We start from the raw sequence: 23,562 nt of genomic DNA on the forward strand, positions 1-23,562 counted from the left end.
GGCCCGGGTCGTACGGGCGCGGAGGCGGGCCCCGGGTCCGGCGGTGCGGAGGCGCCGGCAGGGGACTGGCCGCTGTGGGAGGTGTTCGTACGCAGCAGGCGCGGCCTGTCACACGTGCACGCCGGCTCGCTGCACGCCCCGGACGCCGCCATGGCCCTGCGCAACGCGCGCGATCTCTACACCCGCCGCCAGGAGGGCGTCTCGGTGTGGGTCGTGCCGTCCGCTGCGGTCACGGCCTCCTCGCCCGACGAGAAGGACCCGTTCTTCGCCCCCGCCGCGGACAAGCCGTACCGGCACCCCACGTTCTACGAGCTGCCGGAGGGGGTGCGGAACCTGTGAGCACCGCCCAGGACCCGGCCACCGCCGACCCGGCGGCCCCCGACCCGGCTCCCCTCGACCCCGCTGCCGCCGCGGGTGCGCTGGCGCTGGGGGACGACGCGCTCGTGCTGTCCCACCGGCTCGCGGAGTGGACCGGCCACGCGCCGGTCCTGGAGGAGGAGGTCGCCCTCGCGAACATCGCGCTCGACCTGCTCGGCCAGGCGCGCACGCTGCTCTCCCTCGTCGGCGACGAAGACGAGCTGGCCTTCCTCCGCGAGGAACGCGCCTTCCGCAACGTGCAGTTGGTCGAGCTGCCGAACGGCGACTTCGCGCACACGATCGCCCGCCAGTTGTACTTCTCCGTCTACCAGGAGCTGCTCTACGGGCAGGTGGCCGCCGCCGGTGAGCCGTCGCCCCTGGCGCCGCTCGCGGCGAAGGCGGTCAAGGAGGTCGCGTACCACCGCGACCACGCCGAGCAGTGGACCCTGCGCCTCGGCGACGGCACGGCGACCTCGCACGCCCGGATGCGCGCGGGCCTCGACGCGCTCTGGCGGTACACGGGCGAGCTGTTCCGGCCCGTCGAGGGCCTGGCGGTGGACTGGGCCGGGCTGGAGTCGGCGTGGCTGGCCACCGTCGGCGGCGTGCTGGAGCGCGCCACGCTCGCGCTGCCCGAGGGCCCGCGCGGCACCGGCTGGTCGGCCGGGGCCGGGCGCGAGGGCGTGCACACGGAACCGTTCGGCCGGATGCTCGCGGAGATGCAGCACCTGCACCGCAGCCACCCGGGGGCGTCATGGTGACGGACACCCCGCTGGAGGAGCGGCTGCGCGAGCTGGCCGGCAGCGTGCCGGACCCGGAGCTGCCGATGCTGACGCTCGCGGAGCTGGGCGTGGTCCGCGGGGTGCGCAGGACGGGGACGGCGGCGGTGGAGGTCGAGCTGACGCCGACGTACACGGGCTGCCCGGCCGTGGAGTCCATGGCCGAGGACATCGAGCGGGTGCTGCGCGAGCGCGGCGGGATGGCGGAGGTACGGGTACGGCGGGTGCTGGCGCCGCCGTGGACGACGGACGACATCACGCCGGAAGGCCGCCGCAAGCTCGCCGAGTCGGGCATCGCCCCACCCCGTACGACGCGCCCCACCGGCCCGGTCCCGGTCACCCTGACCACCCGCGGCGGCCCCGCGCCACCCGAGACCACGGCCGCGGCCGCCGACCGCTCCGGCAGTGCGTCCCCCTCGGCACCCGGCCACGCCGGCACCGCACAGGCAGAGACCCCCACCCCGGCCCGCCTCGCCGCGCCCGCCGCAGGCGACCTCGCGCCCGCAGCAGGCGAGCCCGTGCGGTGTCCTCGCTGCGGCTCCGCCGAGACCGAGTTGCTGTCGCCGTTCTCCTCCACCGCCTGCAAGGCGCTCCGCCGCTGCACCGCCTGCCTGGAGCCCTTCGACCACTTCAAGGAGCTGACGTGACCTCCGCCGCCGCACCCCGGGGGCACGCCGTCTTCCACGACCTCAAGGTCGCCGACATCCGCCGTCTCACGGACGACGCCGTCGCCGTGACCTTCGCCGTGCCGCCCGAGCTGCGCGCCGCGTACGGCTTCCGGGCCGGGCAGCACGTCGCCCTGCGGATCCCCACCGGCACCGAGGGCGGGACCAGCGACCGGCGGACGTACTCGATCTGCTCCCCCGAGGACTCCGGGCCCGCCGAGCTGACCGTCGGCGTCCGCGAGGTGGCGGACGGCGCCTGCTCGCCGTACGTCAACCGGCGGCTCGCGCCGGGGGAGACCATGCCCGTGCTCACCCCCGCGGGCCGCTTCGGGCTGCGCGGCGCCCCGGTCCCCGGCGGGCGCTACGGGGCGGTGGTCGGCGGCAGCGGCATCACGCCCGTGCTCTCGATCGCCGCGACCCTCCTGGGCCGCGACCCGCGGGCCCGCTTCTGCCTCGTCCGCAGCGACCGCTCGGCCGACTCGGCGATGTTCCTGGAGGAGGTCGCCGACCTCAAGGACCGCTATCCCGACCGGCTCCAGGTCGTGCAGTCGCTCAGCCGCGAGGAGCAGCAGGCCGGGCTGCCCGCCGGGCGGCTCGACGCGGCGCGGCTGGCGGAGCTGCTGCCCGCGCTGCTGCCGGTGGCGGACGTCGCGGGCTGGTTCCTGTGCGGGCCCTTCGGGCTGATCCAGCAGGCGGAGCGCGGGCTGCGCGGCCTCGGCGTGCCCCGCCGCCGGATCCACGAGGAGATCTTCCACGTCGACGACGCCCCGGCCCCCGAGCCCGCCGGCGCCGCCCCCGAGCACAGCACGCTGACCGCCACTCTCGCGGGCCGCTCCGGCAGTTGGCCGCTGCGGCCGGGCGAGAAGCTGCTCGACGCGGTGCTACGGGCCCGCCCGGACGCCCCGTACGCCTGCAAGGGCGGCGTCTGCGGTACGTGCCGGGCGTTCCTGGTCCGCGGCGAGGTCAGGATGGACCGCAGCTACGCGCTGGAGCCCGACGAGCTGGCCGCCGGCTACGTGCTGGCCTGCCAGTCGCACCCGGTGACCGAGCAGGTGGAGCTGGACTTCGACCGCTGACCGGGGACGGGCCGCGGCCGTAGCCGCGACCGCGGCCGCGGGCCGTGTCAGAGCACGTGCCCCGCGGCGCCCTTGTCGTCCACGACCGGCCGCCCGGCGGCGGCCCACGCCTCCATGCCCCCGGCGACGTTGACGGCGTCCATCCCCTGCTGCACGAGGTACATCGCCACCTGCGCCGAGCGCCCGCCGGAGCGGCAGATCACGTTGATCCGGCCGTCCTGCGGCGCCGCCTCGGTCACCTCGCCGTAGCGCGCGGCGAACTGGCTCATCGGGACATGCAGGGCGCCCTCGGCGTGACCGGCCTGCCACTCGTCGTCCTCGCGGACGTCCAGGAGGAAGGCGGCCTCCGTCAGCTCGTCGATGCCGACCGTGGGTACGTGACCAAAGCTCATGCCCCGACGCTACCGGACCGCCGCCCGGTGCCCCCGCGCTCCCCGCGTCGCCGCCCGTCCCGGCCCCGGCTCCGTCCCGCCCCGGCTCAGCCGTGCGCCAGCTCCGCGAGCGCCGCTTCCTTCTCCGACACCCGCGCCAGCAGCTCCTCGGCGATCTCCTCCAGCAGCCGGTCAGGGTCGTCGGGGGCCAGCTTCAGCATCTGCCCGATCGCGCCCTCCTCCAACTGCTTCGCGACCGACACCAGCAGCTCCTTGCGCTGCGACAGCCACTCCAGCCGCGCGTACAGCTCCTCCGCCCGGCTGCGGCGGGGCTCCTCGGGCGCGGGCCCGGCCTGCCACTCCGCCTTGAGCGCGGTCAGCGCCTCGACGTCCCCGGAGGCGTACGCGATGTTCACCCGGGCGATGAAAGCGCTGCGCCGGTCCGACTCGTGCTCGTCCTGGGCGAGGTCGGGGTGCGCCATGCGGGCCAGCTCGCGGTAGAGCCGGCGGGCCTCCTCGCTGGGCCGCACCCGCGGCGGCGGCGACACCGGCCGGCCGGTGAGCATGTCGGCGGCCTCCGGCGAGAGACCGTCGGAGTCGAGCCAGCCGCCGAACAGTTCCTCGACGCCGGGCATCGGCATCACCAGCGCCCGCGCCTCGTCGGCCCGGCGCTTGTCCTCCGGGTCGCCGGTCCGCTCGGCCCTGGCCTCGGCGATGAGGGCGTCCAGCTCGTCGAGGCGGCTGTACATGGGGCCGAGCCGCTGGTGGTGCAGCCGGGAGAAGTTGTCGACCTCGATACGGAACGTCTCGACGGCCACCTCGAACTCGATGAGGGCCTGCTCCGCGGCCCGTACGGCGCGCTCCAGCCGCTCGGCGCCGGTCTCCGCGCCGCCGTCCGCGTCCTTGGCGTGCTCGCCGCCGCTTCCTGTGCCGTCGGCGCGCGCGTGCTCGTCGTCGGGGGGCGTCTGCTCGTCGGGCTCCGCGGGTTCCGTCACGCCGCCAGCGTACGGGGTGGGCCTCCGGGCGGGACGGCCGGTTCCGCCAGGTGTGGCCCGCCGCATACGGCCCCGCACCGCCTCCGCCGCGGTCGGGCCCGGAAACGGCGAGACCGGCGACGGCTGTGCCGTCGCCGGTCCGCTGATCGGGCAGGGCGGGAGGGCCGCGGGCCCGGGGGTCCGCGGAACCACCGCCTCAAGAGCCGTCACCGGCTCGGACGTTGACTCAGACGTTGACGCCGAAGTCCTGCGCGATGCCGCGCAGCCCCGAGGCGTAGCCCTGGCCCACGGCGCGGAACTTCCACTCGGCCCCGTTGCGGTACAGCTCGCCGAAGACCATGGCGGTCTCGGTCGAGGCGTCCTCGCTGAGGTCGTAGCGGGCGATCTCGTTGTTGTCGGCCTGGTTGACGACGCGGATGAACGCGTTGCGCACCTGGCCGAAGCTCTGCTGGCGGCTCTCGGCCTCGTAGATCGACACCGGGAAGCTGATCTTCTCGATCTCGGCGGGCACGCCCGCGAGGTTCACCTTCACCTGCTCGTCGTCACCCTCGCCCTCACCGGTGAGGTTGTCACCGGTGTGCTCGACGGAGCCGTCGGGGCTCTTGAGGTTGTTGAAGAAGATGAAGTGCTGGTCCGAGAGGACCTTCCCGTCGGCGCCGAGCAGCAGCGCGCTGGCGTCGAGGTCGAAGTCCGAGCCGGTGGTGGTACGCACGTCCCAGCCGAGACCGACGATGACGGCGGTGAGACCCGGCGCCTCCTTCGTCAGCGAGACGTTTCCACCCTTAGCGAGGCTGACACCCATGACTTACCCTGCCCCAATCCGGCGCGGGCCGCGCCGCTTGACGAACATTGCTGGGCCCGGCTGACCGTGGCACCCATCGGTGCAACGAGCACCCCGGGACCCCGGTTCCCGCCAGCGTACGGCGACGAATCGGACCTCGTGCCCTCGGGTCTACCACCTTCGCCGATCGCCCCGGAACCCCCCGGGCGGCGCGTTACGCCGTCCGGGCGTTTCACGTGAAACCAGACCCGGGCCGCCCCGCGGCGGCCCGACGCTCCCCTCAACCGTTTCACACATCGCCGACCGGCGCCGTCCTGCCGGAAAAGAGTGCATACGCGTCCGGGCTCCCCGGCCGGCCGCACCCGCGATAAGCGCGGGGTGCCGGGCGCACAACGAAACGACGGAAGGCTCCCCGCACCGGTGACTTGCGTCACCCGGGCCAGGCACCTTCCGTCGATGCTTCTGTGTGCGCGAGGGGGGAGTTGAACCCCCACGTCCTTTCGGACACTGGAACCTGAATCCAGCGCGTCTGCCTATTCCGCCACCCGCGCAAAGGGTGTGCCGTACGCGACTGAAGGCCGCCCCGGCGTCGTGCTGACGTCAGGAAGACTAGCACGCGGTCCGGGCCCGAATCACATCCGATTTGCCCGCACCGAGGCCGCTCGAGGCCGCTGGTGCGGGACACTGGGAGGAGCCGCCCGTACCATCCCAGGGGACGCCTGGGCGGACGGTGGTGGAGCAGGGCGGGACGACCGGCCGGGCCGGTCGTCCCGACAGGTGCGAGACAGATGTGAGAGAGGACACCGCGTACCGGCGGCGGGGACCGGGAACCAGTCCATTCCCCCGCGCGTGGATACGATCAGCGTGCAGTTTCGAGCAGCATGTTCGAGGGCCCGGCGGGAAGGCCCGTAGGAGAGGAGGTGCCCCGTGGGAGTACTCAAGCGCTTCGAGCAGCGTCTCGAGGGTCTCGTCAACGGCACCTTCGCCAAGGTGTTCAAGTCCGAGGTGCAGCCGGTGGAGATCGCCGGCGCCCTGCAGCGCGAGTGCGACAACAACGCCACGATCTGGAACCGTGAGCGCACCGTCGTGCCCAACGACTTCATCGTGGAGCTGAGCGCCCCCGACTACGACCGGCTCGCTCCCTACTCCGGCCAGCTCGGCGAGGAGCTGGCCGCGATGGTCCGCGACTACGCCCAGCAGCAGCGCTACACCTTCATGGGCCCGATAAAGGTGCACCTGGAGAAGGCGGAGGACCTCGACACCGGCCTCTACCGGATCCGCAGCCGCACCCTGGCCGGCAGCCACTCCCAGGCGCCCGCACGGGGCCGCCCCGGCGGTGCGCCCACCGCGCCGCCCGGACCCGCCGGCCCCGGCACCTACGGCTCCCAGCCGAGCGACTACGCCGCCTACGGCCGCCCGCCGCAGCACCAGCCGCCGCCCATGCCCGCGGGCCCGCCGCCGGGACCGCCCGGCGGAGCCCCCGCCGGAGCACCGCCCGGCGGCGCGCGCCGGCTGCGCCACTGGCTGGAGATCAACGGCGTACGCCACCAGATGACCAGGCAGTCGCTGGTCCTGGGGCGCAGCACGGAAGCCGACGTGCGGATCGACGACCCCGGCGTCTCCCGCCGGCACGCCGAGATCCGTACCTTCGACGGCGGCGCGATGGTGCAGGATCTCGGGTCCACGAACGGCATCGTGGTGGACGACCAGCACACCCAGCGCGCTACGCTCCGCGACGGCTCACGCATCCGCGTGGGCAACACCACCGTCCTCTACCGGCAAGAAGGGTGAAGCGGGGCCGATGTCAGAGCTGACCCTGACGGTCATGCGGCTGGGTTTCCTCGCCGTACTGTGGCTGTTCGTCATCGTCGCCGTACAGGTCATCCGCAGCGACCTGTTCGGCACCCGGGTCACCCGGCGGGCGGCGGCCGCCCAGGACCGGCCGCCACCGCGGCCGCAGGCGCCGCCGCAGGACGCCAGGGGCGGACGCGGCGGGCGCCGGGGGCAGCGCGGGGCCCCGACCAAACTCGTGGTCACCGAGGGGTCGCTCACCGGCACCACCGTCACCCTGCAGGGGCAGACCATCACCCTGGGACGGGCCCACGATTCGACAATCGTGCTGGACGACGACTACGCCTCCTCGCGGCATGCCAGGATCTATCCGGACCGTGACGGGCGCTGGATCGTGGAGGACCTCGGGTCCACCAACGGCACCTACCTCGACCGGTCCCGGCTCACCTCGCCGGTGCCGATCCCGCCCGGCGCACCGATCCGGATCGGCAAGACCGTCATCGAGCTGCGGAAGTAGAAGACCATGACCGGAGGGCGGGCACCATGCGGATGTACCCGGAGCCGACCGGCGAGGTGCGCATGAGCCTCTCTCTGCGCTTCGCCGCCGGGTCGCACGAGGGCATGATCCGTGATCACAACGAGGACTCCGGCTACGCCGGTCCCCGGCTGCTCGCCATCGCCGACGGCATGGGCGGCCAGGCCGCCGGCGAGGTGGCCAGCTCCGAGGTCATCTCCGTCATGGTCGCCCTGGACGAGGACGTCCCGGGCTCCGACCTGCTCACCGCCCTCGGTACGACCGTGGAGCACGCCAACGACCGGCTGCGCCGCATGGTCGAGGAGGACCCGCGCCTGGAGGGCATGGGCACCACGCTCACGGCCCTGCTCTGGACGGGCCAGCGGCTGGGCCTCGTGCACGTCGGCGACTCCCGCGCGTACCTGCTGCGCGACGGTGCGCTGACACAGATCACCAAGGACCACACCTGGGTGCAGCGGCTCGTCGACGAGAACCGCATCACCGAGGAGGAGGCGACCACCCACCCGCAGCGCTCGCTGCTCATGCGCGCGCTCGGCAGCGGCGACCAGGTCGAGCCCGACCTGTCCATCCGCGAGGTGCGCGCCGGCGACCGCTACCTGGTCTGCTCCGACGGCCTGTCGTCCGTGGTCAGCCACGAGACGATGGAGAACACCCTCGCCGGCTACGCCGGGCCGCAGGAGACGGTGCAGGAGCTGATCGAGCTGGCGCTGCGCGGCGGCGGCCCGGACAACATCACCGTCATCATCGCCGACGTCCTGGACGCCGCCGACGACGACACCATGGCCGGCCGGCTCAACGACGCCCCCCTGGTCGTCGGCGCCGTCGCCGAGAACCAGCACCAGATCGACACCGCCGGCATGCAGACCCCGGCCGCCCGCGCCGCGGGCCTCGGCCGGCCCACGCCGCCGCAGGCCGGCGGCTTCGGCCCGGCGGGCGACGCCGGCGACCCGTACGGGCTGTCGTACAACGACGAGGACTTCGTCAAGGCCCCGCCCCGCTTCAAGTGGCTCAAGCGCGGGCTGCTGCTCGCCGTGGTCCTCGGCGGGCTGGGGTTCGGCGGCTACAAGGCGTACGACTGGACCCAGTCCCAGTACTACGTGGGCACGAAGGACGACCACGTCGCCGTGTACCAGGGCATCGACCAGAAGCTCGCCTGGATGAGCCTGTCCTCCGTCCACCAGGACCACCCGGACATCGAGCTCAAGTACCTCCCCACGTACCAGCAGAAGCGCGTCGAGGACAACATCGCCGAGGAGAGCCTCGGCGACGCCCAGGCGAAGGTGGCCGACCTCCAGGAGCAGGCCGCCGTCTGCCGTACGGTCGCGGAGGCCAAGGCCGCCGACTCCCGCGCGCAGGAGGACGAGCGGCGGCAGCAGGAGCAGGAGAAGCAGAACCCCGACAAGCAGGGCGACGCAGCGGACAAGGCCGGCGACAAGGCGGGGGACGAGAAGGCCGAGTCGCCGGCACCCGGAGCCTCGTTGACCGAGGAAGAGCAGAAACTGGCGAGGCAGTGCCCGAACCAATAACCCGTTGGGGGGCGGACCGCACATGAGCAGCAGCCACACCAGCACCATCAGTTCGGTGGCTGCGCCCAGTCGGCGCAACACAGAGCTGGCGATGCTCGTCTTCGCCGTACTGATCCCGGTCTTCGCGTACATCAACGTGGGCCTGGCGAAGGAGGACACCGTCCCCGCCGGCGTCCTCGGCTACGCGGCGGGCCTCGGCTGCCTGGCCGCCGTCGCGCACCTGGTGGTACGGAAGTTCGCCCCGTACTCCGATCCGCTGCTGCTGCCGATCGCCACCCTTCTCAACGGCCTCGGCCTGGTGCTGATCTGGCGCCTCGACCAGGAGCCTTCGCTCACCACGCCCGCCCTCGGCGGCCCGATGGCCCCCGGCCAGCTCATGTGGTCCGCGGTCGGCGTCGGGCTCTTCGTCGTCGTGCTGCTCTTCCTCAAGGACCACCGGGTCCTGCAGCGTTACACGTACATCTCCATGGCCGCGGCGCTGGTCCTGCTCATCATGCCGATGGTGCCCGGCCTGGGCGCGAACGTGAACGGCGCCCGCATCTGGATCCGCATCCCGGGCCTCGGCTCGCTGCAGCCCGGTGAGTTCGCGAAGATCGTCATCGCGGTCTTCTTCGCCGGCTACCTGATGGTCAAGCGGGACGCGCTGGCGCTGGCCAGCCGCCGCTTCATGGGGCTGTACCTGCCGCGCGGCCGCGACCTCGGCCCGATCCTGGTGATCTGGGGCCTCAGCCTCATGATCCTGGTCTTCGAGACCGACCTCGGCACCTCGCTGCTCTTCTTCGGTCTGTTCGTGATCATGCTCTACGTGGCCACGGAGCGCACGAGCTGGATCGTCTTCGGCCTGCTGCTGTCCGCACTCGGCGCGGTCAGCGTGGCCTCCTTCAACAGCCACATCGGCGACCGCGTCGACAACTGGCTGAACCCGCTGGCGCGCAGCCCCGTCAACGACGGGGTGACCGAGACCGCGCAGGCGATGTACTCCTTCGGCTCCGGCGGCCTCTTCGGCTCCGGCCTCGGCCAGGGCTTCTCGCGCCTCATCGGCGGCATCGCCACCAAGAGCGACTACATCCTCGCCACCGTCGGCGAGGAGCTGGGCCTGACCGGCCTGATGGCGATCGTCGTCCTCTACGGGCTCCTCATCGAGCGCGGCATGCGCACGGCCCTCGCGGCCCGCGACCCGTTCGGCAAGCTGCTCGCGGTCGGCCTCTCCGGCGCGTTCGCGCTGCAGTGCTTCGTGGTCGCCGGCGGCGTCACCGCGCTCATCCCGCTGACCGGCATGACGATGCCGTTTCTCGCCCAGGGTGGCTCCTCGGTCATCGCCAACTGGGCACTGGTCGCGATCCTGCTGCGCATCAGCGACACCGCGCGCAGGCCGGCACCGGCGCCCGCACCTTCGCCCGACGCCGAGATGACCCAGGTGGTACGCACATGAACAAGCCGCTCCGCCGCGTCGCCGTCTTCTGCGGCCTGCTGGTGATAGCCCTGCTCGTCCGGGTCAACTGGATCCAGTTCGTCGAGGCCGACGAGCTGCGCAACCACGAGGACAACCGGCGCGTGGCCATCGAGCGCTACGCCCACCCCCGGGGCAACATCATCGTCGGCGACAAGGCGATCACCGGCTCGGCCGAGACCTCGGGCAGCGACTTCAAGTACAAGCGCACCTACAAGGACGGCCCCCTGTGGGCCCCCGTCACCGGCTACGCGTCCCAGGCGTTCGGCGCCAACCAGTTGGAGGCGCTGAACGACGGCATCCTCACCGGCAACGACGACCGGCTGTTCTTCAACCGCACGATCGACATGATCACCGGCAAGGACAAGAAGGGCGGCAACGTCGTCACCACCCTCGACGCGAACGTGCAGAAGGCCGCGTTCGAGGGTCTGGGCGACCGCAAGGGCGCCGTCGCCGCCATCGACCCGGAGACCGGCGCGATCCTCGGCCTGGCCAGCAGTCCCAGCTACGACCCCTCCTCCTTCGCGGGCAACTCCAACAAGGACTCGGACAACTGGGTCGCGCTGAACAAGGACAAGGACAAGCCGATGCTCAACCGGGCGCTGCGCGAGACGTACCCGCCCGGTTCGACGTACAAGGTCGTCACCGCCGCGGCGGCGCTGGAGAGCGGCGAGTACGACATGGACGAGCCGACCGGCGCCCCCGAGACGTACAAGCTGCCGCTGTCGACCAACACCCTGGGCAACGAGGTCAAGGGCGTGTGCAAGGACGCCACCCTGCGCGAGGCGCTGCAGTGGTCCTGCAACTCGGTCTACGCGATGATCAGCGACAAGGTCGGCAACGAGGGCATGATCGAGATGTCCGAGAAGTTCGGTTTCGGCAACTCCGAGCTGGACACCCCGGTCCGCGCCGCCGAGAGCATCTACCCGGAGATGGACCGCCCGCAGAACGCCATGGGCGGCATCGGCCAGGCGTCCAACCGCGCGACGCCGCTGCAGATGGCGATGGTCGCCTCGGCCGTCGCCAACGACGGCGAGCTGATGAAGCCGTACATGGTCGAGAAGCTGGTCGCGCCGAACCTCAACGACATCGAGGTGACGCAGCCGCAGACGCTGAGCGAGCCGCTGTCCGGCGAGAACGCGCAGAAGATGCAGCAGATGATGGAGACCGTCGTCAACGAGGGCACGGGCTCCAACGCCAAGATCGACGGGGCCACCGTCGGCGGCAAGACGGGTACCGCGCAGCACGGCATCGACAACCGCGACCTGCCGTACGCCTGGTTCATCTCGTACGCCAAGGACCCCGACAGCGACAAGCAGATCGCCGTCGCCGTCGTCGTCGAGGACGCGAGCGCGAACCGCGACGACATCTCCGGTGGCGGCGTCGCGGCGCCGATCGCCAAGAGCGTCATGGAAGCCGGTCTCGGGCGGTAGCGGACCGCGCGCAAGCGGGACGCAGGCGGGGAACGAAAGGGTGAGAGGTGGAGCGGCGGGGGATGTCACCCGGGGGGAGTGCCGGGAAAAGTGACCGCATGAGGGGAACCGCGGAGCAGGTGCGCGGCGTCACCCGATAGCGGTCGGATACCGGTCGGATATCGGCTGACGGTCTGGCCCGAACGGTGTCATCCGCGCCCGGTACGGTATGCCGAGCAGCACGAGCCGGACACCCCGTGCCGAGGCTCCACTTCGGTACGGGAGCAGGAACGGAAGAGGGCTGGGAGAAGCTATGGAAGAGCCGCGTCGCCTCGGCGGGCGGTACGAGCTGGGCCAGGTGCTCGGCCGCGGCGGGATGGCCGAGGTGTACCTCGCCCACGACACCCGCCTCGGCCGTACGGTCGCGGTCAAGACGCTGCGTGCCGACATGGCCCGCGACCCCTCGTTCCAGGCCCGCTTCCGCCGCGAGGCCCAGTCCGCCGCCTCCCTGAACCACCCCGCCATCGTCGCCGTGTACGACACCGGCGAGGACTACATCGACAGCGTCTCCATCCCGTACATCGTGATGGAGTACGTCGACGGCTCCACGCTGCGCGAGCTGCTGCACTCCGGGCGCAAGCTGCTGCCCGAGCGCACGCTGGAGATGTGCACCGGCATCCTCCAGGCCCTGGAGTACTCGCACCGCAGCGGCATCGTCCACCGCGACATCAAGCCGGCGAACGTCATGCTGACGCGCACCGGCCAGGTCAAGGTCATGGACTTCGGCATCGCCCGGGCGATGGGCGACTCCGGCATGACGATGACGCAGACCGCGGCGGTCATCGGCACCGCGCAGTACCTCTCCCCCGAGCAGGCCAAGGGCGAGCAGGTCGACGCCCGCTCCGACCTGTACTCGACGGGCTGCCTGCTGTACGAGCTGCTGACCGGCCGGCCGCCGTTCGTCGGCGACTCCCCGGTGGCGGTGGCGTACCAGCACGTACGCGAGGAGGCGCCGCCGCCGAGCACGTTCGACCCCGAGGTCACGCCCGAGATGGACGCCATCGTGATGAAGGCGCTCGTCAAGGACCCGGACTACCGGTACCAGAGCGCCGACGAGATGCGCGCCGACATCGACGCCGCGCTGGAGGGCCTGCCCGTCGCGGCGGCCGCCGCGATGGGCGCCGTCGGCTACGGCGGCGACAACCCGACCACCGCCATGACCCCGCAGAACGGCTACGGCACCTCGATGCTGCCGCCCGCCCGGGACGACGACGGCGGCATGGGCTACGACGACCGCGGCCAGGGCCGCCGCCGGCAGCAGAAGCGCAGCGGCGCGACGTCGACGGTGCTGCTGATCCTCGCCGGCATCCTGGTGCTCGTGGGCGCCATCTTCATCGGCAAGTCCATCTTCGGCGACCAGGGGGCGGACCCGGTCAAGGTGCCGGACGTCGTCGGCGAGAAGTTCGCGGACGCCCAGAACTCCATGAGCAACGTCAAGCTCACCCTGACCAAGTCCGGCGAGGAGCGCTGCGACCAGCCCAAGGGCACGGTGTGCAGCACCGACCCGGCGGCCGGCGAGGACGTCGACCGCGGCTCGACGGTCACGGCGGTCGTCTCCAAGGGCTCGAGCGCCCAGCAGGTCACCGTCCCGGACGTGACGGGCATCGACGCCGACGAGGCCGAGGACACCCTGCGAGAGGCGGGCTTCGACGTCGAGCAGGAGGAGCAGGAGTCCAGCGAGCCGGAGGGGCAGGTCCTGAACCAGGACCCCGAGGGCGAGACCAAGGCCAAGAAGGGCTCCCTCGTCACGCTCACCGTCGCGATCGAGCCGGAGGAGACGGAGCCGGCGACGATCAACATCCCGCGGGTCATCGACCTGTCGTACGAGGACGCGAAGTCGACCCTGGAGGGCCAGGGCTTCGTCGTCGCGCGCACCGACCAGCAGACGGCCGACGCCGCCCCGGAGACGGTCGTCGCGCAGAGCCCGGAGGGCGGCACGGCGGCCACGGAGGGCGACACGGTCACGGTGACGGTCGCCATCGAGCCGGACGAGCCGGAGACGCTGACGGTGCCGACGGACCTGGTCAACAAGACCGTCGGGGAGGCGAAGGCCCAGTTGGAGGGCATGGGCCTGGTCGTCGGCTTCATCCCCGGCGTCCCCTCGGACGACGCCGCGGTCATCGTGACCCACGACCCGCCGCCGGGGACCGAGGTGGAGCCCGGCAGCACTGTGAACCTGGTCACGCGGCCGGGCGAGCAGGACTAGGGGGCTCGGAGCCGGCTCCCGGCCGGCCCCCGGCCGCTAGATCAGCGCGATGCGAGCGCCCCCGCCGAGCGGGTAGGCTGGGGGCCGCTTCGGGGCCTTAGCTCAGTTGGTAGAGCGCTGTCTTTGCATGGCAGATGTCAGGAGTTCGACTCTCCTAGGCTCCACGGACCTGCACAGCAGACCGGACGCATGCGGACGCCCCCCGGAAGGGATCTTCCGGGGGGCGTTCGTCCTTCGCCGTCAGAGGTCGTCCTCGCGTTCGTAGTACGCGCGGCCGGTGTCCGTGGGCTCACCCGCCTCCGAGCGGGCCGTGCCGCCGCCCTCGGCATCCATGTCCGCCGCCGCCTGGCGGGCCTGGGCGTCCAAGTCCCGGCCGGCGTCGGCGCGGTCGATGCGGGTCTCGCGGTCCATGTACTCGGTGTCGTCGACGATCCGGGTGGTGGAGGCGTCGCCGCCGGGTTCCGTGGCCTCCGGGGGTTCGACCATCCAGTCCGGGTTGACCTGGCGGTCCCACCAGCGCCAGGCGACGACCGCCGCGGCGCCGAGGGCGCCGACGACGGCGGTGCGCTTGACCGTACGGCCGACGACCGCGCGGCGGTGCCGCCTGCGCGCCAGCCGGTCGATCTCCGCCGGGCTCACCTCGCCGCGCAGCGCCGACAGCGCCGCGGTGCCGCGGGCGGCTGCCTGCCTGGTCGCCGGGCCCGCGGCGGCCTTCGTCGCGACCGCCGCGGCCTTCGTCGCCGCCGCGGCGCCCAGGACGCGCGGGGCGGCGTACGCCGCCGCCTCGCGTGCCCGGCGGGCCACGTCGGAGGCGGTCCTGTCCAGCTCGCCGGGCACCGCCTCGCGCACCTTCCGTACCTGGGGCTCCAGGTGGGCGCCGTAGGCCACCTGGGCGTTCGCGGCCATGTCGGAGACCATCGGGCGGAAGCGCTCCAGCGCCTCGTGCGCCATGTGGGCGCACTGGTCCCTGGCGGTGGCGGCGTACGGCGCCACCGCCTCGGCCGCCTGCTGCACGCTCTGCTTCGCCGTGTCAGTGGCCGTGCGCGCACCGTTCTTGCGGGTCACGGATCTCTCCTTCGTACGGGACGGGTGGCACTGTGCGCCTGTTCACCTGCGTACAGATCATGCCCGGATTCAACCGTTTAAGCATGTTATGTCACGCCGGTCACTTGGCAGGAGGCTGGGGATCGCCCGGGCGGGCGTGCGAGGATCGGGGGACGCAAATGAATCCGTAAGGAAGGCACATCGTGGCCGAGCAGCTCTACGCCACCCTGAAGACGAACCACGGCGACATCGAGGTGAAGCTCCTGCCGAACCACGCGCCGAAGACGGTGCAGAACTTCGTCGGGCTCGCCACCGGCGAGCGCGAGTGGACCCACCCGGCGACGGGCAAGGTCTCCACCGAGCGTCTGTACGACGGCACCGTGTTCCACCGCGTCATCAGCGGCTTCATGATCCAGGGCGGTGACCCGCTGGGCAACGGCACCGGCGGCCCCGGCTACGAGTTCGGTGACGAGTTCCACCCGGACCTGGCCTTCGACCGCCCGTACCTGCTGGCGATGGCGAACGCCGGGCCCGGCACCAACGGCTCGCAGTTCTTCATCACCGTGGCGCCCACCGCCTGGCTGACCGGCAAGCACACCATCTTCGGTGAGGTCGCCGACGAGGCCGGCAAGAAGGTCGTCGACGAGATCGCGGCCGTCCGGACGAAGCGGGCCGACCGCCCCGAGAAGGACGTGGTCATCGAGTCCGTGGAGATCACACGCCGCTGACCCCGGGAACCTGAGCGCCCCGCCCGTCGTACCACCAGCAGGTAGTCGACGGGCGGGAGTGCGGGGCGGGGCGTGCGGAGAACCAGAGGGGACGCGGGGCAATGACGGACCAGGCGCCGGGAGGGGCGGAGAGACCGGCCGAGGACAGCGGGCTGCCGGGCTGCTACCGGCACCCGGACCGGGAGACCGGCGTGCGCTGCGTCCGCTGCGACCGGCCCATCTGCCCGGAGTGCATGATAAGCGCGTCGGTCGGCTTCCAGTGCCCCGACTGCGTCCGCGGCGGCTCGGGTACGGGCACCGCGCCGCGCGCCGCCGCTCCCCGTACGCTCGCGGGCGGCGTCATGTCGGAGGACCCGCGGCTCATCACCAAGATCATCCTTGGTCTCAACCTCGCGGTCTTCCTCGCCGTGCTCACCGGCGGCGACCGGGTCAGCGACCCGATGCTCCTCGTCGGGAAGGCGATCTTCTCCTTCGGCGGGCCGCTCGAAGGCGTCGCGGAGGGGCAGTACTACCGGCTGCTCAGCTCCGTCTTCCTGCACGAGGAAGTCGCCCACATCGTGCTGAACATGCTGGCGCTGTGGTTCCTCGGGCCGCCGCTGGAGGCGGCGCTCGGCCGGCTGCGGTTCGTCACGCTCTACCTGCTCTCCGGCCTCGGCGGCAGCGCGCTGTTCTATCTGGTCGCCGCGCCCAACGACGCCGCCCTCGGCGCCTCCGGCGCCATCTTCGGCCTCTTCGGCGCCACCGCGGTGCTGATGCGCCGGATGAACTACGACATGCGGCCCGTGCTCGTGCTGCTGGCGATCAACCTGGTCTTCACCTTCACCTGGTCGGGCATCGCCTGGCAGGGCCACATCGGCGGGCTGGTGATCGGCACGGCCGTCGCGTACGGGTTCGTGCACGCGCCCCGCGACAAGCGGGTCCTGGTGCAGCGGGCGGTGGCGGCGGCGGCGCTGCTGGCGATCGTCGCGGTGGTCGTGATCCGCACCCTGCAACTGACCTAGGACCCGCCGCGGCGGGCCACGTAACCTCCGGGCCGCAGCCGCGTTGAGAGGGGTGGGGCAAGCAGCCACGCCCGGAGTTGTCCACAGGTAGTCAGCGATCCTGTGCGTACCGTGGGGACAGCCGTTCGATATCGAACACCCCTGCGTTTTCCTTGGCAGGCTGCGGAATCACCGCTGGTCCGGACGGTGTACCGCGGTCGGACCGGCGTCAATGCCACTGAGGTTATCCACAGATCTTCTGCTTTCTGCACAGCATGTGGATGACCTGTGGATAACTCTGCCCGCGGCGGGCCGCGAGGGCGTGGCGGCGGCTACTTCCACTGCGTGGAGACGACGAACCCCGCGAGGATGAAGCCGAAGCCGACCACGATGTTCCAGTTGCCGATCGCTTCGAGCGGCAGGTCCCCGGTGGTCACGTAGAACACGACGATCCAGGCGAGTCCGATCACGAACAGCGCCAGCATCAGCGGCGCCACCCAGCTCCTGCCGGTGCCGGAGAGCTTGAACTCGCCCGACTTCGCCGGCGGCGGGGTGTAATCGGCCTTCTTGCGGATCCGTGACTTCGGCACGAGAGACTCTCCTGTCGACGCTGCGGTTGCGGGCCTGACGGGGAGGCCCCGAGCCGCGGGGGCGGCTCCTTCCCCGGGCGTGTCCGTTAGCGTAGTCCTTCCACCGGGGGTAAGGAGACAAGGGTACGGTGACCAATTCCGCACAGCGGCTCCGTATCAGGCCCGCACGGCTGTTCACCTTCGCCGCCTTCGCCCTCGCCGGGCTGATCTTCTGGACCAGCTTCAACACCGCGCAGGGCACCAACCTGCGCACCGACGACTCCATGCTCCGGCTCACCGACCTCATCTACGAGCGCGACCGCGCCAACCAGCGCCTCGACGGCGGCAACGCCTCGCTCCGCGAGGACGTCGACTCCCTCGCCGAGCGCGACCACGGCGCCGGCACCGCCCCCGGCAAGGAGCTCCGGGAGGCGGAGCGGGCGGCCGGGGCCACCGAGGTCGACGGCGCCGGGCTCACGGTGACACTCACCGACGCCCCGCCGGACGCCACCGCGCTCATCCCCGGCGTGCCCGACCCCACGCCGGACACCCTCGTCGTGCACCAGCAGGATCTGCAGGCCGTCGTCAACGCCCTGTGGGCGGGCGGCGCGGAGGGCATCCGGGTCATGGACCAGCGGCTGATCTCCACCAGCGCGGTGCGCTGCGTCGGCAACACCCTGATCCTCCAGGGCCGGGTGTACTCACCCCCGTACAAGATCACCGCGGTCGGCGACCGGCAGGATCTCCAGGCGGCCCTGGACGCGGAGCCCGCGGTGCAGAACTATCTGCGCTACGTCGAGGCGTACGGCCTCGGCTACGAGGTCGACCGGCACGACTCGGTGACGCTGCCCGGCTACTCCGGCACCGTCGGCCTGCACCACGCCCGCCCGGTGGAGTGACCACTCCCACGTCCCCCCGGCCGGTGACGCGGGCGAAGCCCGCCGCTTCGCGGGGCACGTGTCGTTAGTCTGGTGACTCGTACGGACGAATTCGGCAGCGGCGCAAGGCCACACGCGGGCCGCACACGGGCCGCGGACAGGCCACGCGAAGGCAGCGGCAGGGCAACGCAAGGACAACGGCGAAGATCGGCGAAGAGGGACGCATGTACGGCTGGATCTGGCGGCATCTGCCGGGCAACGCGCTGGTACGGGCGCTGATCTCGCTCATCCTCGTCCTCGGCATCGTCTTCCTCCTCTTCCAGTACGTGTTCCCCTGGGCCGAGCCGCTGCTGCCGTTCAACGACGTCACCGTCGACGAGGGAGCCGCCCGGCGATGAGCGCGCGCATTCTGGTCGTGGACAACTACGACAGCTTCGTCTTCAACCTGGTCCAGTACCTCTGCCAGCTCGACGCCTCGTGCGAGGTGCTGCGCAACGACGAGGTGATGCCGCAGCACGCCGACGACGGCTTCGACGGCGTGCTGCTGTCCCCCGGGCCCGGCACCCCGGAGCAGGCGGGGGTGTGCGTCGACATGGTGCGGCACTGCGCGGAGCGCGGGCTGCCGGTGTTCGGGGTCTGCCTCGGGCTGCAGTCGATGGCGGTCGCGTACGGCGGTGTGGTCGACCGGGCGCCGGAGTTGCTGCACGGCAAGACCTCGCCGGTGACGCACGGCGGCGCGGGCGTGTTCGCCGGGCTGCCGTCGCCGTTCACGGCGACGCGCTACCACTCGCTGGCCGTCGAGCGGGAGTCGCTGCCCGACGAGCTGGCGGTCACGGCCGAGACGGACAGCGGCCTGGTGATGGGGCTGCGCCACCGCGATCTGCCGGTGGAGGGCGTGCAGTTCCACCCGGAGTCGGTGCTGACGGAGTGGGGGCACCGGATGCTGGCGAACTGGCTGGCCGAGTGCGGCGACGGCGGGGCCGTCGCGCGGTCGGCGGGGCTGGCGCCGGTGACGGGTGGTTTCGCGACGGGCCCGGCACCGGGCCCGGCACCTGACGTGGCACCCGCGGGCGGGGTGGCGCCTGCGGGCGGCGGGGCGGCCGGGACCGCGGGGTGACCGGCACCCGGCCGGACGGCAGCGCACCGGGGCGCGCGGAGGAGCGCGAGCCGGGGCGCGAAGCGCGTTATCGCGGCTTCCACGACCCAAGCGCCCCCGGCCGGCCGGCGGGCGACGCCGGGGACCCGCTCACCGACCCGGAGTCCGGCGGCCGGCCGCCGCTGCCGCGCCGGGACACATCGGGAGCGGGCGGGCGCGCGGGGCCGGGGAGCGCCGGTGCCGGGGGCCGCGGGCAGGGCGCCGGATCGTCCGGTACGCGGCCGGGGTTCGGCTCCGGTACGGGGCCGGGGCCCGCCGGTTACGGCGCGGGCGGCGGCGCAGGCTCCGGGGCGTACGAGCAGGGGCAGGGCGGCCGGGCTGCGCGGCCCGCGAGCTACGGCGCCGCGGGCGGCGGTCAGGATCCGCTGGAACAGGGCCACCTGCCGGAGTACGCCCACCGCAACCCGCTCCGCGGCGACCCCCTGCCGCCGCCGCGCAGCGCCGAGGCGGGGTCGCCGCAGGAGCACGGCGCACAGCCGCCGCAGGGGCAGGGCCCGTTCACGCAGCAGGACCCGCAGGGCGAGCCCGCGCAGCCCCGGCATCCGCAGACCGCCTACCCGCAGCCGCACGTGCCGCGGCAGGAGCCCGCGGGCGCGGACGGCCCGCGGCCGCGGCCGCTGGAGCGGCCCGAGTCGCCGACCTCGGCGGTCTCCCGCTGGTTCCGCCCGCACACCGCGCCGGACGGCCGCGACCCGAACGCCGGCCCCGCGGACTACGCGCGCGCCGCGGACCCTTCGCAGGGCACCCCGCGAAACGATCCGCCGCCCCCCGGCGCCCACCACCCCGGCGGCTACGCGCCCACCCCGGACCCCGCCCCGGTACCGGCCCCGCACGCCTACCAGCCGGACGACCGCGCCGCCCCCGGCGCCCACGCGTCCCCGGCGTACCCCGCGCGCACCGATGCGCCTGCCGACCAGACTGCGATCGTGCCGCGGGACGGGACCGCGGCGCAGTACCCGGTGTCGTCCTACGACGCGGGCCACCCGTCCCCGTACGCGGAGGCGCCGGAGGCGGCCGCGTACGGGCAGAGCACCTCCGCCTACGACCCGCACGGGCCGGCGGCGTACGACCCGCAGCTCCTCGGCTACGACCAGGCCCCCGCCGACCCGCTCGGCGCCTCCTACCCGGCGGTGACCGGGGACCCGCTGACCGACCCCCTCGATCCGGCACCCCCCACCGGCCGCAGGGCCAGGACCCGCGACCCCCTCACCGATCCCCTCGACCCGCTCGACCCGCCCGCCGCGCAGGCCGCCGCCCCCCATCCCGCCCCGCGCCGCCACGCCGGGCGGCCGGCCGTCGAGGAGCAGCAGCAGCCGTACGGCGCGCCCGCCCACGGCCGGCATGCCGGAGGCGCCGCCCCGGGGAGCGCCGCCGCCGCGGGCACGGCGGCCGGCGCCGCCCCCTCGGGCCACCGCGACCCCTCCCCCTGGGGCGACCTCTCCGCCGCCGCCCACGCCGGCGCCCCCGCGCCCGCCGACCCGGCCCAGGCCCAGCCCCAGGCCCAGGCCCATACAGCGCAGCCCCACGCCGGGCCACAGGCCCCGCCACAGACCGGGGTGCCGGCAGCGACTCCGGCACCCGCCCTCGCAGGCACCCAGGTGCCGGGACCGCCCCCCGGCGCCCGTACCACCGACCAGCCCGCGAGCGGCGACCAGCGCCTCACCTGGGGCACCGCCCCCGCCTCCCGCCGCCGCGGCATAGCGGACGAGGGCCGCGAAGGACGCGGCGACCGCGAGGACCGCACCGTTCAGACGATGTCGCTGAACGTCGCCCGTGCGCTGGGCACCCGCATGTCCGCCCGCAAGGCCGCCCGCGCCGCCAAGCAGCAGCGCACCGTGCTGATCAGCCGCATCACCGGCGAGGCGTTCATCACCCTGGGCGTGCTGATGCTCCTCTTCGTCGTGTACCAGCTCTGGTGGACCAACGTCCTCGCCGACCGCGAGTCCCGGCAGGAGGCCCAGCAACTGGAGGAGCAGTGGAAGCGCGGCGACGGCGCGGGCAAGGAGGACGCCCGCGATCCGGGGGCGTTCGAGGCCGGCGAGGGCTTCGCGATCATGCACATCCCGTCGCTGGACGTGAACCGGCCGGTGGCCCAGGGCATCAACAAACAGAAGGTCCTGGACCGCGGCCTCCTCGGCCACTACTCGGAGGGCGACCTCAAGACGGCGATGCCGTGGGACGAGAAGGGGAACTTCGCGGTCGCCGGGCACCGCAACACCCACGGCGAGCCCTTCCGGTACATCAACCGGCTGGAGAAGGGCGAGGAGATCATCGTCGAGACCAAGGACACGTACTACATCTACGAGGTGTCCAGCACGCTCCCGTCGACTTCGCCCTCGAACACCGATGTCATCGACCCGGTGCCCGAGGGGTCGGGATTCACCGAGCCGGGCCGCTACGTCACACTAACGACCTGTACACCTGAGTACACGTCCAAATATCGGCTTATTGTCTGGGGCAAGATGATCGAGGAGCGTCCGCGCAGCGAGGGCAAGCCCGACGCGCTCATGGACTGAGCGGTACGGGCGGCCGGAGGCCGGCGGGACGGAACGGACGGGGAAGCGGTGGCAGCGACGGACGATGAGCGGGAGAGCAGACCCGCAGCGGAGGCCGCGGGAGAGGCTGCGCCGAAAGCCCAGGACCCGGAGGAGCCCGGAGAAGAAGGGGCGAAGGCCGGAGCGGAAGAAGCGGCCGGGCCCGTACGGGACGAAGGTCGGGCCGCGGAAGGAGAGGAAGAAGAGGCGGCCCCGCCCCGCCCCCGCCGCCGCGGCCTCCTCGCCGGGGCCGTCAGCCTCTTCGGCGAGGTGCTCATCACCGTCGGCGTCCTCATGGCCCTCTTCGTCGTCTACTCCCTGTACTGGACCAACGTCCAGGCCAACCGCGAAGCCGGCCGCATGACCGACGACCTCCGCGACTCCTGGGAGAACACCCCGGACGACGGCAAGCCCCGCCCCGTGGACATCGGCGACCTCAAGGGCGGCATCGGCTTCCTGCACGTGCCCGCGATGGAGGAGAACATCCTCGTCCGCAAGGGCACGGCGACCGACGACCTCAACAGGGGCGTCGCCGGCTACTACACCGAGCCGAGGAAGTCGGCCATGCCCTGGGACCGCCGCGGCAACTTCACGCTCGCCGCGCACCGCGACGGGCACGGCGCGAAGTTCCACGACATCCACCGCATCGACGAGGGCGACCCGATCGTCTTCGAGACGAAGGACCGCTGGTACGTCTACAAGACGTACGCCGTGCTCTCCGAGACCTCGAAGTACAACACCGCCGTGCTGGACAAGATCCCGGAGGAGTCCGGGAAGACGAAGCCGGGACGGTACATCACGCTCACCACGTGCACCCCGATGTACACCTCCCGGCACCGCTACGTGGTCTGGGGCGAGCTGGAGCGCGTGGACCGCGTCGACGAGGAGCGCACCCCGCCGCCCGAGCTGTCCTGAGCCCCCCGGCGGGTGCCCCGAGTGGCACGCGTAGACCGTCGCGGACGTGGAAGAACGCGTCCCGGTTATCTCACCTCCCCGAGGTCTGTCTGGGGGCGGTCCCGCTCCGTAGGATGCAGTTCGCAAGCGCGAATCTGGACTCGGGGACATCTGGGGAGGCCGCACGGCATGGGAGCTCCACGGCAGGACACCAGCGAACGCGCACGAGAACTACAGCGAAGCTGGTATGGCGAACCGCTGGGCGTGCTGTTCCGGCGGCTGATCGACGATCTCGGCCTGAACCAGGCACGGCTGGCCGCCGTGCTCGGTATCTCGGCGCCGATGCTGTCGCAGCTCATGAGCGGGCAGCGGGCGAAGATCGGCAATCCGTCGGTGGTACAACGCGTACAGGCGTTGCAGGAGTTGGCCGCCGAAGTGTCGAGCGGCAGCGTTTCCGCGGCGGAGGCGGCGGAACGGATGGAGGGAATCCGCAAGAGCGCGGGAGGCGCGGTGCTCGGGACGACGCAGACGCAGTCGTCGACCGGATCGACGACGGTGCGCCGCGTCGTACGGGAGATCCAGTCCCTGCTGCGCTCGGTGGCGGCCGCGGGCGACATCATCGACGCGGCGGACCGGCTCGCGCCGACACAGCCGGAGCTGGCAGAGTTCCTCCGGGTGTACGGCGCGGGGCGCACCGCCGATGCCGTAGCACATTACGAAGCACATCAGTCATAACCGGATGAATTACTGACGAGCCGTACAAGGGGCGGGCACAGCA

The 23,562-nt window shown here is 72.5% G+C and carries 23 protein-coding genes and 2 tRNA genes; 19 read left to right on the plus strand and 6 right to left on the minus strand.

Annotated elements, in window-relative coordinates:
• Positions 1–72 precede the first annotated feature (72 nt).
• The 4 genes from paaB to ACFYVJ_RS09305 are packed head-to-tail and all read left to right on the plus strand — an operon-like array spanning position 73 to position 2,874.
• Complete coding sequence (gene paaB, locus ACFYVJ_RS09290) at positions 73–339, plus strand: 1,2-phenylacetyl-CoA epoxidase subunit PaaB (RefSeq protein WP_047020129.1); 267 nt, start codon at positions 73–75, stop codon at positions 337–339.
• Complete coding sequence (gene paaC, locus ACFYVJ_RS09295; protein ID WP_388888116.1) at positions 336–1,115, plus strand: 1,2-phenylacetyl-CoA epoxidase subunit PaaC; 780 nt, start codon at positions 336–338, stop codon at positions 1,113–1,115. Before paaB ends, paaC begins: the two co-directional genes overlap by 4 nt.
• Positions 1,109–1,780, plus strand: a complete 672-nt coding sequence (locus tag ACFYVJ_RS09300; RefSeq protein WP_388888119.1) for an iron-sulfur cluster assembly protein — start codon at positions 1,109–1,111, stop codon at positions 1,778–1,780. The genes paaC and ACFYVJ_RS09300 overlap by 7 nt, the downstream gene beginning before the upstream one ends.
• Entirely contained in the window at positions 1,777–2,874 is a 1,098-nt protein-coding gene (locus tag ACFYVJ_RS09305; protein ID WP_388888121.1) for a 2Fe-2S iron-sulfur cluster-binding protein, read from the plus strand. The genes ACFYVJ_RS09300 and ACFYVJ_RS09305 overlap by 4 nt, the downstream gene beginning before the upstream one ends.
• A 47-nt stretch (positions 2,875–2,921) precedes the next feature.
• On the opposite strand, the gene ACFYVJ_RS09310 is transcribed toward ACFYVJ_RS09305, so the two are convergent.
• The 4 genes from ACFYVJ_RS09310 to ACFYVJ_RS09325 form a co-directional block, all read right to left on the minus strand.
• Positions 2,922–3,266 (minus strand): rhodanese-like domain-containing protein, encoded by a 345-nt coding sequence (locus tag ACFYVJ_RS09310; protein WP_388888123.1) that lies wholly within the window; start codon positions 3,264–3,266, stop codon positions 2,922–2,924.
• Positions 3,267–3,352: 86 nt separating this feature from the next.
• Positions 3,353–4,240, minus strand: coding sequence for a hypothetical protein (locus ACFYVJ_RS09315; RefSeq protein ID WP_388888126.1), 888 nt, complete (start codon positions 4,238–4,240; stop codon positions 3,353–3,355).
• Between the two features lie 226 nt (positions 4,241–4,466).
• Positions 4,467–5,042, minus strand: a complete 576-nt coding sequence (locus ACFYVJ_RS09320; protein ID WP_018840686.1) for a TerD family protein — start codon at positions 5,040–5,042, stop codon at positions 4,467–4,469.
• Positions 5,043–5,488: 446 nt separating this feature from the next.
• A tRNA-Leu gene (locus ACFYVJ_RS09325) sits at positions 5,489–5,572 on the minus strand.
• A gap of 376 nt (positions 5,573–5,948) precedes the next feature.
• Here ACFYVJ_RS09325 and ACFYVJ_RS09330 point away from each other — a divergent pair.
• The 7 genes from ACFYVJ_RS09330 (at position 5,949) to ACFYVJ_RS09360 (ending at position 14,165) form a co-directional block, all read left to right on the plus strand.
• A complete protein-coding gene (locus ACFYVJ_RS09330) occupies positions 5,949–6,812 on the plus strand; it encodes an FhaA domain-containing protein (protein WP_388888128.1) in 864 nt (287 codons plus the stop codon).
• A 10-nt stretch (positions 6,813–6,822) separates the two neighbouring features.
• The gene (locus tag ACFYVJ_RS09335; RefSeq protein ID WP_388888131.1) at positions 6,823–7,329 is read left to right on the plus strand and encodes an FHA domain-containing protein; all 507 of its coding nucleotides are present in this window, start codon (positions 6,823–6,825) and stop codon (positions 7,327–7,329) included.
• A 26-nt stretch (positions 7,330–7,355) separates the two neighbouring features.
• On the plus strand, positions 7,356–8,873 hold the full coding sequence (locus ACFYVJ_RS09340) for a PP2C family protein-serine/threonine phosphatase (protein WP_388888133.1): 1,518 nt from the start codon (positions 7,356–7,358) through the stop codon (positions 8,871–8,873).
• A gap of 22 nt (positions 8,874–8,895) precedes the next feature.
• Complete coding sequence (locus tag ACFYVJ_RS09345) at positions 8,896–10,305, plus strand: FtsW/RodA/SpoVE family cell cycle protein (protein ID WP_388888136.1); 1,410 nt, start codon at positions 8,896–8,898, stop codon at positions 10,303–10,305.
• On the plus strand, positions 10,302–11,756 hold the full coding sequence (locus ACFYVJ_RS09350) for a peptidoglycan D,D-transpeptidase FtsI family protein (protein WP_388888139.1): 1,455 nt from the start codon (positions 10,302–10,304) through the stop codon (positions 11,754–11,756). Before ACFYVJ_RS09345 ends, ACFYVJ_RS09350 begins: the two co-directional genes overlap by 4 nt.
• A 292-nt stretch (positions 11,757–12,048) precedes the next feature.
• Complete coding sequence (gene pknB / locus ACFYVJ_RS09355; RefSeq protein WP_388888142.1) at positions 12,049–14,001, plus strand: Stk1 family PASTA domain-containing Ser/Thr kinase; 1,953 nt, start codon at positions 12,049–12,051, stop codon at positions 13,999–14,001.
• Between the two features lie 91 nt (positions 14,002–14,092).
• Positions 14,093–14,165: transfer RNA gene (locus tag ACFYVJ_RS09360), tRNA-Ala, on the plus strand.
• Positions 14,166–14,241: 76 nt separating this feature from the next.
• Here the strand turns inward: ACFYVJ_RS09360 and ACFYVJ_RS09365 are convergent.
• Positions 14,242–15,066 carry a DUF5324 family protein gene (locus ACFYVJ_RS09365; protein WP_388888145.1) on the minus strand — a complete coding sequence of 275 codons (825 nt, stop codon included), beginning with the start codon at positions 15,064–15,066 and terminating at the stop codon, positions 14,242–14,244.
• A 182-nt stretch (positions 15,067–15,248) separates the two neighbouring features.
• Between ACFYVJ_RS09365 and ACFYVJ_RS09370 the strand changes: the two genes are divergently transcribed.
• On the plus strand, positions 15,249–15,773 hold the full coding sequence (locus ACFYVJ_RS09370) for a peptidylprolyl isomerase (protein ID WP_101423410.1): 525 nt from the start codon (positions 15,249–15,251) through the stop codon (positions 15,771–15,773).
• Between the two features lie 101 nt (positions 15,774–15,874).
• The gene (locus ACFYVJ_RS09375; RefSeq protein ID WP_388888148.1) at positions 15,875–16,774 is read left to right on the plus strand and encodes a rhomboid family intramembrane serine protease; all 900 of its coding nucleotides are present in this window, start codon (positions 15,875–15,877) and stop codon (positions 16,772–16,774) included.
• 311 nt (positions 16,775–17,085) lie between these two features.
• On the opposite strand, the gene crgA is transcribed toward ACFYVJ_RS09375, so the two are convergent.
• Positions 17,086–17,343, minus strand: a complete 258-nt coding sequence (gene crgA, locus ACFYVJ_RS09380) for a cell division protein CrgA (protein WP_347581394.1) — start codon at positions 17,341–17,343, stop codon at positions 17,086–17,088.
• A 128-nt stretch (positions 17,344–17,471) separates the two neighbouring features.
• Between crgA and ACFYVJ_RS09385 the strand changes: the two genes are divergently transcribed.
• The 6 genes from ACFYVJ_RS09385 to ACFYVJ_RS09410 all read left to right on the plus strand — a co-directional run bounded on the left by ACFYVJ_RS09385 (position 17,472) and on the right by ACFYVJ_RS09410 (position 23,519).
• Positions 17,472–18,221, plus strand: a complete 750-nt coding sequence (locus ACFYVJ_RS09385) for a DUF881 domain-containing protein (RefSeq protein ID WP_388888151.1) — start codon at positions 17,472–17,474, stop codon at positions 18,219–18,221.
• A gap of 203 nt (positions 18,222–18,424) precedes the next feature.
• Positions 18,425–18,598: a hypothetical protein gene (locus ACFYVJ_RS09390; protein ID WP_027774183.1), complete on the plus strand. Its 174-nt coding sequence runs from the start codon at positions 18,425–18,427 to the stop codon at positions 18,596–18,598.
• A complete protein-coding gene (locus ACFYVJ_RS09395) occupies positions 18,595–19,317 on the plus strand; it encodes an aminodeoxychorismate/anthranilate synthase component II (RefSeq protein WP_388888155.1) in 723 nt (240 codons plus the stop codon). The genes ACFYVJ_RS09390 and ACFYVJ_RS09395 overlap by 4 nt, the downstream gene beginning before the upstream one ends.
• Entirely contained in the window at positions 19,314–21,872 is a 2,559-nt protein-coding gene (locus ACFYVJ_RS09400; RefSeq protein ID WP_388888157.1) for a class E sortase, read from the plus strand. The genes ACFYVJ_RS09395 and ACFYVJ_RS09400 overlap by 4 nt, the downstream gene beginning before the upstream one ends.
• Positions 21,873–22,160: 288 nt before the next feature.
• Positions 22,161–22,805 (plus strand): class E sortase, encoded by a 645-nt coding sequence (locus tag ACFYVJ_RS09405; RefSeq protein WP_388888573.1) that lies wholly within the window; start codon positions 22,161–22,163, stop codon positions 22,803–22,805.
• A gap of 168 nt (positions 22,806–22,973) precedes the next feature.
• Positions 22,974–23,519 carry a DNA-binding protein gene (locus ACFYVJ_RS09410; protein ID WP_101423417.1) on the plus strand — a complete coding sequence of 182 codons (546 nt, stop codon included), beginning with the start codon at positions 22,974–22,976 and terminating at the stop codon, positions 23,517–23,519.
• Positions 23,520–23,562: the final 43 nt, after the last annotated feature.

Origin of the sequence: Streptomyces sp. NPDC004134, from assembly GCF_042874195.1 — a bacterium.
Classification (GTDB): domain Bacteria; phylum Actinomycetota; class Actinomycetes; order Streptomycetales; family Streptomycetaceae; genus Streptomyces.